This is a genomic window from Pseudomonas sp. A25(2017), from assembly GCF_002001065.1.
In the GTDB taxonomy this organism is placed as follows: Bacteria; Pseudomonadota; Gammaproteobacteria; order Pseudomonadales; family Pseudomonadaceae; genus Aquipseudomonas; species Aquipseudomonas kilonensis.
This window is the reverse complement of record NZ_MUOA01000054.1, coordinates 83,640-91,410: the sequence shown is the minus strand read 5'-3', so window position 1 is coordinate 91,410 and position 7,771 is coordinate 83,640. Positions and strand designations below refer to the sequence as shown.

Annotated in this window: 7 protein-coding genes; 2 read left to right on the top strand and 5 right to left on the bottom strand. The window is 59.8% G+C overall.

Going from position 1 to position 7,771, the window contains the following annotated elements; genetic code table 11:
• Nucleotides 1–39 precede the first annotated feature (39 nt).
• Nucleotides 40–669: a glutathione S-transferase gene (locus tag B0E42_RS11065; RefSeq protein ID WP_053182580.1), complete on the top strand. Its 630-nt coding sequence runs from the start codon at nt 40–42 to the stop codon at nt 667–669.
• 453 nt (nt 670–1,122) lie between these two features.
• Here B0E42_RS11065 and creD read toward each other — a convergent pair whose 3' ends face one another.
• The 4 genes from creD to creB form a co-directional block, all read right to left on the bottom strand.
• A complete protein-coding gene (gene creD, locus B0E42_RS11055) occupies nt 1,123–2,496 on the bottom strand; it encodes a cell envelope integrity protein CreD (protein WP_018603535.1) in 1,374 nt (457 codons plus the stop codon).
• Between the two features lie 54 nt (nt 2,497–2,550).
• The gene (locus tag B0E42_RS11050) at nt 2,551–3,525 is read right to left on the bottom strand and encodes an alpha/beta hydrolase (RefSeq protein ID WP_172681184.1); all 975 of its coding nucleotides are present in this window, start codon (nt 3,523–3,525) and stop codon (nt 2,551–2,553) included.
• 171 nt (nt 3,526–3,696) lie between these two features.
• Nucleotides 3,697–5,115, bottom strand: a complete 1,419-nt coding sequence (gene creC / locus B0E42_RS11045; protein WP_018603539.1) for a two-component system sensor histidine kinase CreC — start codon at nt 5,113–5,115, stop codon at nt 3,697–3,699.
• The gene (gene creB / locus B0E42_RS11040; RefSeq protein WP_018603542.1) at nt 5,115–5,795 is read right to left on the bottom strand and encodes a two-component system response regulator CreB; all 681 of its coding nucleotides are present in this window, start codon (nt 5,793–5,795) and stop codon (nt 5,115–5,117) included. Before creB ends, creC begins: the two co-directional genes overlap by 1 nt.
• 181 nt (nt 5,796–5,976) lie before the next feature.
• Here creB and B0E42_RS31465 point away from each other — a divergent pair, with 181 nt between their 5' ends.
• Nucleotides 5,977–7,059 (top strand): RHS repeat-associated core domain-containing protein, encoded by a 1,083-nt coding sequence (locus B0E42_RS31465; RefSeq protein WP_256578286.1) that lies wholly within the window; start codon nt 5,977–5,979, stop codon nt 7,057–7,059.
• Between the two features lie 91 nt (nt 7,060–7,150).
• Here B0E42_RS31465 and B0E42_RS11030 read toward each other — a convergent pair whose 3' ends face one another.
• Nucleotides 7,151–7,657, bottom strand: coding sequence for an ATP-dependent zinc protease (locus tag B0E42_RS11030; RefSeq protein ID WP_053189979.1), 507 nt, complete (start codon nt 7,655–7,657; stop codon nt 7,151–7,153).
• Between the last annotated feature and the right edge of the window lie 114 nt (nt 7,658–7,771).

Here is a 7,771-nt window from a genome sequence, read left to right as displayed (position 1 = left end):
GTCTAGGCTAGGCGCTAGCCGTTTACCGAGGATGCCTGCATGTCCACTCCCAGCATGACGCTGTTCCACAACCCCGCTTCGCCCTTCGTTCGCAAGGTCCTGGTGCTGCTGCACGAAACCGGCCAGCAGGACCGCGTGGCGTTGCAGCTCAGCCAGCTCTCGCCGGTCAAGCCGGACCGGGCGCTGATCGATGACAACCCGTTGAGCAAGATCCCGGCCCTGCGCCTGGCCAACGGGACGGTGATCCACGACAGCCGCGTCATCCTCGACTACCTCGATCACCAGCACGTCGGCAACCCGCTGATCCCCCGGGACGGCGCGGCCCGCTGGCGGCGCCTGACCCTGGCCTCCCTGGCCGATGGGATCATGGATGCGGCCGTGATGATCCGCTACGAAACCGCGCTGCGCCCTGTGGAAAAGCACTGGGACGAATGGCTCGATGCGCAGCGGGACAAAATTCGCCGGGCCCTGGGCATGCTCGAAGCCGAAGCGATTGCCGAGCTGGCCTGCCACTTCGACGTGGCCTCCATCAGCGTGGCCTGCGCCTTGGGCTACCTCGACCTGCGCCATCCCGACCTGGAATGGCGCAAGGCCAATCCGCAACTGGCGGCGTGGTTTGCCGAGGTCAGTCTGCGGCCTTCGATGGTCGAGACGGTGCCCAGGGTTTAGCTTTGCGTTAGCCGTGCCGGCCTTATCGCGGGCAAGCCTTGCTCCCACATAGACCCCGCTCAACCTTGGGAGCAGGTTAGCCCCCACATAGACCCGCTCAACCTGTGGGAGCAGGTTAGCCCCCACATAGACCCGCTCAACCTTGGGAGCAGGTTAGCCCCCACATAGACCCGCTCAACCTGTGGGAGCAGGTTAGCCCCCACATAGACCTGCTCAATCTTGGGAGCAGGTTAGCCCCCACATAGACCCGCTCAACCTGTGGGAGCAGGTTAGCCCCCACATAGACCCGCTCAACCTGTGGGAGCAGGTTAGCCCCCACATAGACCCGCTCAACCTGTGGGAGCAAGGCTTGCCCGCGATGGCAGTGCACCGGATCCAGCGGAAACAACCCAGCAATCTGCATCACCAACACCTCCCGCACCCGCTGGTCCTCACGCAACCCCAGCGACCGGCTCATTTCACCTCTCCCAGATCAAAGCTCATCGCCGCCGCCGGCTTCGACCCGACCCCGTACCAGTCCAGCTTGCGGGTCAGCACCATGAACACGCCCAGCAGGCCGAACAGCAACAGCGAGCCCATCAACAGCGCGTAGTCCTCGGCGCTCAACAGGCCGTAGAGCAAACCGTACAAGCCCGCCAGCCCCACCGAGAATCCCAGGCCGTGGCTCACGCTGCGCAACACATGGCAGACATAGAACCCGATCAGCAATACACAGGCGCTGGCCGACACCAAGTACGCCAGGGTGAAGCCGATGTGCTCCGACAGCGACAACAGCAGCAGGTAAAAGAACGCCAGCGCCACGCCCACCAAGGCGTACTGGACCGGGTGCACCGCCAGGCTCTTGAGTACCTCGAAGAGGAAGAAACCGGCGAAGGTCAGGGCGACAAACAGCAGCGCATATTTGATCGCCCGGTCGCTCTTGAGGTACTGGTCCACCGGGTCGATGAAGCTCACCCCGAAGGCCCGGCTGCGGAACGCTTCACAGCTATCGCTCGGTTCGCAGGCTTGCAGTGTTTCCAGGAGGTTGGTGGAGAAAAACGACGTCTGCCAGTCGGCACTGAAACCCTGCTCATTGATTTCACGATTGGTCGGCAGGTAGTTGCCGATAAAGCTCGGATGCGGCCAGTCAGCCGACAGGTGCACCTTGGTGGATTTGCCCACTGGCAGAATCTGGAACTCGCCAGTGCCTTGCAGGCGCAGGTCGAAACCGAAGGTCAACTCAGGGCCGCCCTGGGCGGTGATCATCGGCAGCGGCACATGCACACCCTGCCCCAGCCAACCGAGCCGCGAGCCAGGCAGGAAGTCGACGGTCTGTTGGTTGAGCGTCAGGGTCAGCGCATTCTCGATGCCGCGAATGTCGCTGATGCCGACGCTCAGGTACGGCTCATCGAAGCGGTAATCGGCAAAATCCTTGGCGGCTACACCGTAGCGCTCAGGCACCTTGAAACGGCCATCGATCCGGTTATCGGCATGGAACAAGCGCGCTTCGTAGATGCCCCGGGCACGGGTTTCGGTGCGGATCTGGCCGTCGAGTTCAAACTGCTCCGGTAAAAAATACAACTCGCCCGCTCGCTCGACGGTTTCCAGGAAACGCACGCCGGTCTTCTCGTTGGTATTCCAGACCTTCACGCTCTTGCGAAACGGCACCACGATCATCGGCCCGATCAGTTGCTGGTTGTAGCTGGAGCTGCGGGCGATGTCCTGCAGCACACCGTCACGCAGTTCCTGGCGCTCATCAATGAGCCCGTTGATCATCAACAACGGGATCATCAACAAGAGAATCAAGAGGGCGATCATGCCCAGTTTTATGGCGAGGCTGCGGTTCATGTGGGGCTCTCCCTGTTCGAATGAGGGAGAGTCTGGGGTGGCTGTGTGTTGGGCTTATGGAGCGATTGTGGAGATTGTGTGGAGACTGCCATCGTCGTGTCGAGCACGAACGCCGGCATCCGCCACGTCCACGGCCTGGAAAGCTTCGCGCAGGGAGTCCTCCATCAGCTGCCAGGCCTCCTCGGCCGACTCGTCCGGTCCCAGGTGGGTGAACATATGGTCGCAGCCTTCAAACATTCGCTGGCGCACCGGCACGCCGGCCTGGCGTAACTTCTCGGCGTAGGCCTCGCCTTCGGCACGCAAGATATCGTATTGCGCCGTGATCACCGTGGCAGCCGGCATCCCCGCCAGCGCCTCGACCGGCGCCAACAGGGGTGAGGCCAACGGATCGAGCGCCTGTGCCGGATCGCTCAGGTAGCAGCTATTGAAGAAGCGCATCAGGCCGGCATTGAGCAGTGGCCGGGCACTGGTGGACGTCTTCAAGGCTGGGTCCTGGTGCAGATCCAGCGCCGCATAGTCGATCAACTGATGCACCACCTTCAACGCCTGATGCCCTCGCGCCAGGCCCGCCACGGCGGCGGCCAGATTGCCGCCGGCGCTATGGCCGCCGACGGCGAAACGCTGAGGATCGATGCCCAGCGTTTCGGCTTCGCTGGCCAGCCATTCGAGCACCGCGAAGCACTGCCGCGGGCCTGCGGGGAAGGCGTGCTCCGGCGCCAGCACATAGTCCAGATTGACCACCAGGCAGTTCAGGTTATGGGCCAGTCGACGGCAATAGCTGTCGTCGTGTTCGGGCGTCCCCGCGACAAAGCCACCGCCATGGAAATTCAGGTACACCGGCAGATTTGCCGAGGACTGCGAATGGGGCCAGTAAAACAGCGCCCGCGCAGGCCCCCAAGGCGTCGGAATGGTTTGCTCGACAACGGCGCGCAACGGAAACAACGCAGCGTCGTAGGTAAACTTCGCCTTCATTCTCTTGGCGAAGGCGCGCAACAACTTGGCCTGCAGTTTTTGCCAGAGGCTCACCATGCTCATGCTCCCGGTTGTGTATCCACGAATAGGACCAGCCGACCGAAAGTCATCTCGCCGTAAGGCATGGCTTGCTGACAGGTCTACAAAATTGTTCGCCGGTGCTGAGGGGAAATTAAACCTAAAAAATGGTTATGTAAATTAATCAATAATAAGATTAACCAAGTTCCCTCAAGGCAACCTCAGCACCACCTCAACCCCACCCACGATATTGCCAATACTGAATTGCCCCCCATGCAACTGCACCACCTCCTCCACGAAGTTGAGCCCCAGGCCAGTGCTCTTGCGGCCGCTGTCCGGGCGCGGCAGGGAGTAGAAGCGCTCGCTCAGGCGTGGCAGCGCGTAGTCGGGAATCGGCGCGGCCTGATTGAACAAACGGATCTCGACGCGGTTCCCGTTGCGCTCGGCGCTGATACGTAGCCGACCGTTGACGGGGGTGAAGTCCAGGGCGTTTTCCAGCAGATTGCCCAAGGCCTGGCGCAACAGGAACGGCTCACCGGTCAGCGTCAGGTCGGCAGCGATATGCTGTTCAACCGTCAACTGGCGACTTTCAATCCAGCCGCCACGCGCTTCCAGCAGCTCGTCCATCAACGCTGCCAGCGGCACCGCGACTTCTTCTTCCAACCCCTGGCGCTGCTCGATCTGGGCCAGGTTGAGCAACCGTTCGATCAACTGCTGCATGCGCACACTTTCGTTGTCGATGTTATTGACGAAGCGTTGGTGCTGGGCGGCGGGCATGTCGCTTTGCAGCAGCTCGGCGGCCCCGCGAATCGCCGCCAGCGGGCTCTTGAGCTCGTGGGTCAGCGTATGCACATAACGCTCGACGTAAGCCTTGCCTTCCAGTTGCGTGCGCATGTGCTCCACAGCGCCCGCCAGTTGCTCGAACTCGCCCCCACGATAATGCGGCACTTCCACCCGACGCCCCTGGCTGACCGCCTGGGCATAGCTCGTCAAACGCCGCAATGCCGCGCTGAGCCACCAGGACAACAAGCCGCCCAGCAACAAGCCCAGGGCCACCAACCCGGCGCCATAGATCAACAGGCGCCGCTCGGTGCGATCGACATAAGGCTGCAAGGAACTGTTGGGTTTGGCGACGGTGACGACCCCAATGATGCGGCCGTTGTCGCGGATCGGCGCGCCGACGTGCATCACCGAAGACGTCGGATCATCGGCAACGCTGCGGGTCGAGCGGGCGCCGTAGTGGCCGCGCAGGGTCAGGTAAACGTCGTTCCAGCGCGAATAATCCTGGCCCACCGCCACGCCACTGGAGTCGAGCACCACGATGCCGTTGGCATCGGTGACATAGATGCGATGGCTGACCTGGTTTTTCGGCAAGCCCCAGATCGTCGCCGCCGGCTGGCGCTCGCCGTAGGCCTTGAGCAACTGCGGCCAGCGATTCTGGTTGAGGGTGCCGGCCTTGAAATCGTCCCGCAGGATCTCGGCCATCAGGTTGGCCGTGTCCACCAGGGTTTCTTCGGTGGACTGGCGCACGCCGGGGCGGATTTCCTCCATGACCGTGTTGAGCACGAAGTAACCGGTCAAGGCGATAAACAGCACATACACCAGGAAAATCCGGATCCCCAGCGACATCAGCTGTGCCCCGGGCTGTAGCTGTAGCCCAGGCCCCGATGCGTCTGGATCGGCTCGGCCTCGGCCCGGACCAGGCGCAGCTTGGCGCGCACGCTCTTGATGTGGCTGTCGATGCTGCGCTCGTAGCCGGCATCGCTGGCCACGCCCAGGGCATCGAGCAGTTGCTCACGGCTGAAGACCCGCTCAGGTTGCTCCAGCAGACAATTGAGCAGGCGGAACTCGTGACGGGTGAGGTTAAGCGGTGTGCCGCGATAGTTGATCTGCACACGGTCGGCATCGACCTGAAACAACGCCGTGCCCACCTCCGCCGCCGGACGCGGCGCCACGCGTTTGAGAATCGCCCGGACCCTGGCCGCCACCTCGCGGGGGCTGAAGGGTTTGACCACGTAATCGTCGGCACCGATTTCCAGGCCCACGATCCGGTCGATCTCGCCATCCCGAGCTGTAAGAAAGATGACCGGAACGTCGCTGAAACGTCTGATTTTTTTACAAGTCTCGAATCCACTGATATCCGGCAGGCCCACATCGAGAATGATCAGGTCCGCCGGGGTGTTTTTCTGGTGTTCGAGGGCGGCTGCGCCAAGGCTCAACCAGGTGGTGTCAAACCCCTCCCCTTGCAGGGCAAACACCAGTGTATCGGCGATGGCGGCTTCGTCTTCGACAATCAGGATATGAGGCATGGCTTGCGGGCCCGGCAGTAAAGTTGCCGGAACGGTGCCGCAAGGTTTGGGGTACGTCAATCGGCAGTCGAGTTGGTCGGTGGTTGGCGGTCACGACTAACAGTTCTGATAGTTGGCAAGCGCTGGAAAACGGCTGATGCTGAAGACCGGTTTTTTTTGGACTTCAGATGGAGCTCAGTCGATGCCGGCCTCCCCTCGCGAAACCGTATTGTGCCGCTACCGCTACGACCCGCTGGATCGCCTGGTCGACTGCGCACCTTCCGCTGAGGCGGGTATTCAGCGCTTTTATTGCAAGAGCCGATTGGCGACGGAGATACAGGGGGCGGTGCAGCGTAGCGTGTTTCAGCACGACGATCAGTTGCTGGCGCAACGTCGGCGCGAGGATGCGAAGGTGAAGACCGCCCTGCTGGCGACTGATCAGCAGCGGTCGGTGTTGAATGTGCTTGATGCGAACCGGGTTCATCCACTTGCCTATAGCCCTTACGGACATCGTCCGGCGGAAAGCGGGCTGCTCAGTTTGCTTGGGTTTAACGGCGAACGACCGGATCCGGTGACGGGGCATTATTTGTTGGGGAATGGGTATCGGGCATTCAATCCGGTGTTGATGCGGTTTAATAGTCCGGACAGTTTGAGTCCGTTTGGGGAGGGTGGGTTGAATGCTTACGGGTATAGCGTAGGAGATCCGATTAATTGGACGGACCCTACAGGACATATAAATCTCCCAATAAACATGTCACTCATCACACCTCAGATCGATGATTTCCTTAAGAGTTTGATTGCACCTCCAGGGGCGATATCAAGATCAGCTAAAAATCATAGCAGGCTTATGACACATCGGGCCAGGCAAAGAGAATATCTTACTTCATTAAAAAATAGAAAAAACACCATAACCGCCAACGAAAAACTATTAAAAAATCAAAACAGCTACACCATAAACAACAACATAACCGATCTAGAGCAAAGCTCAAAGGCATACGAACTCGCAAAACAAGGCTATGGCTTTGAAACATATCCGGACCCAAGCGTTAAACATGAAATCCAGATCAACGGAAGCACACTACTCGACACGTCCCATTTTGACGCAACCATAGCCCACTTTAAAAATGCAAACAGTAGTCACAAGATCAAAAAATTTAACCTCAAAAACCCAAGTACGCCGATCAAAAAAACACACTACGATTACGTTTATCGAGCCAATATCAAGCGTGCCGAATATATAAAAAACTTTACCGGCATTGATTTACTCAAGGAAATCCGCCAATAACGTCCCTCGCACTAAAACATCAACATCAGGTCGCCCAAGCCCCGAAATATCTATCATTTCTCAGGGCCTCGCTCGCATTCTGACTACCCCATCAGCAGTCCGGCTTATCTGCCGTAAACCGCCGCGCCGGGTTCACCGCCGCGCCAAACTCACGCAGCGCCTTGGCCCCGATCAACAGCGGATAATTGAAACTGCTGCGGTCGGTCAGGTTGACCTCGACCGTGCGCTTGACATTACCCAGGCACAACTCCAGATCGACCACCGGGCGCTTGGTGGGGGCGATCTTTTCGTCGTCGTCCTCATCCTCTTCGGAACGGGTCTTGATCTTGCTGATGCGGGCGATCTTGTGTTCGTAGACCTTGTTGCTCGCGCCCTTGGTCGCCAGGCGGAACCGCACCCAGTCATCGCCGTCGCGGGTGAAGGTCTCGATGTCCTTGGCCGACAACGAGGCGGTCAGGGCGCCGGTGTCCATCTTGGCCTTGAGCACTTCACCGCCGATTTCCGGCAGCGCGATGTATTCATAGCGCCCGTACAGGGTCGGCTCGGCGGCCAGCACTGGAAGGGCCACCAGGGAAAGCAGGGCTAGAACTGATTTCATGTAGTTAGGGCTTCCATTGTGGGAGTGGGGTTTTAGACCGTTGCTGATGAATTCGTTCGGTTGACTTCGATAGCAATGGCTAAGAGAAACTCCAGCCAAGCGCTACCTCTGTGG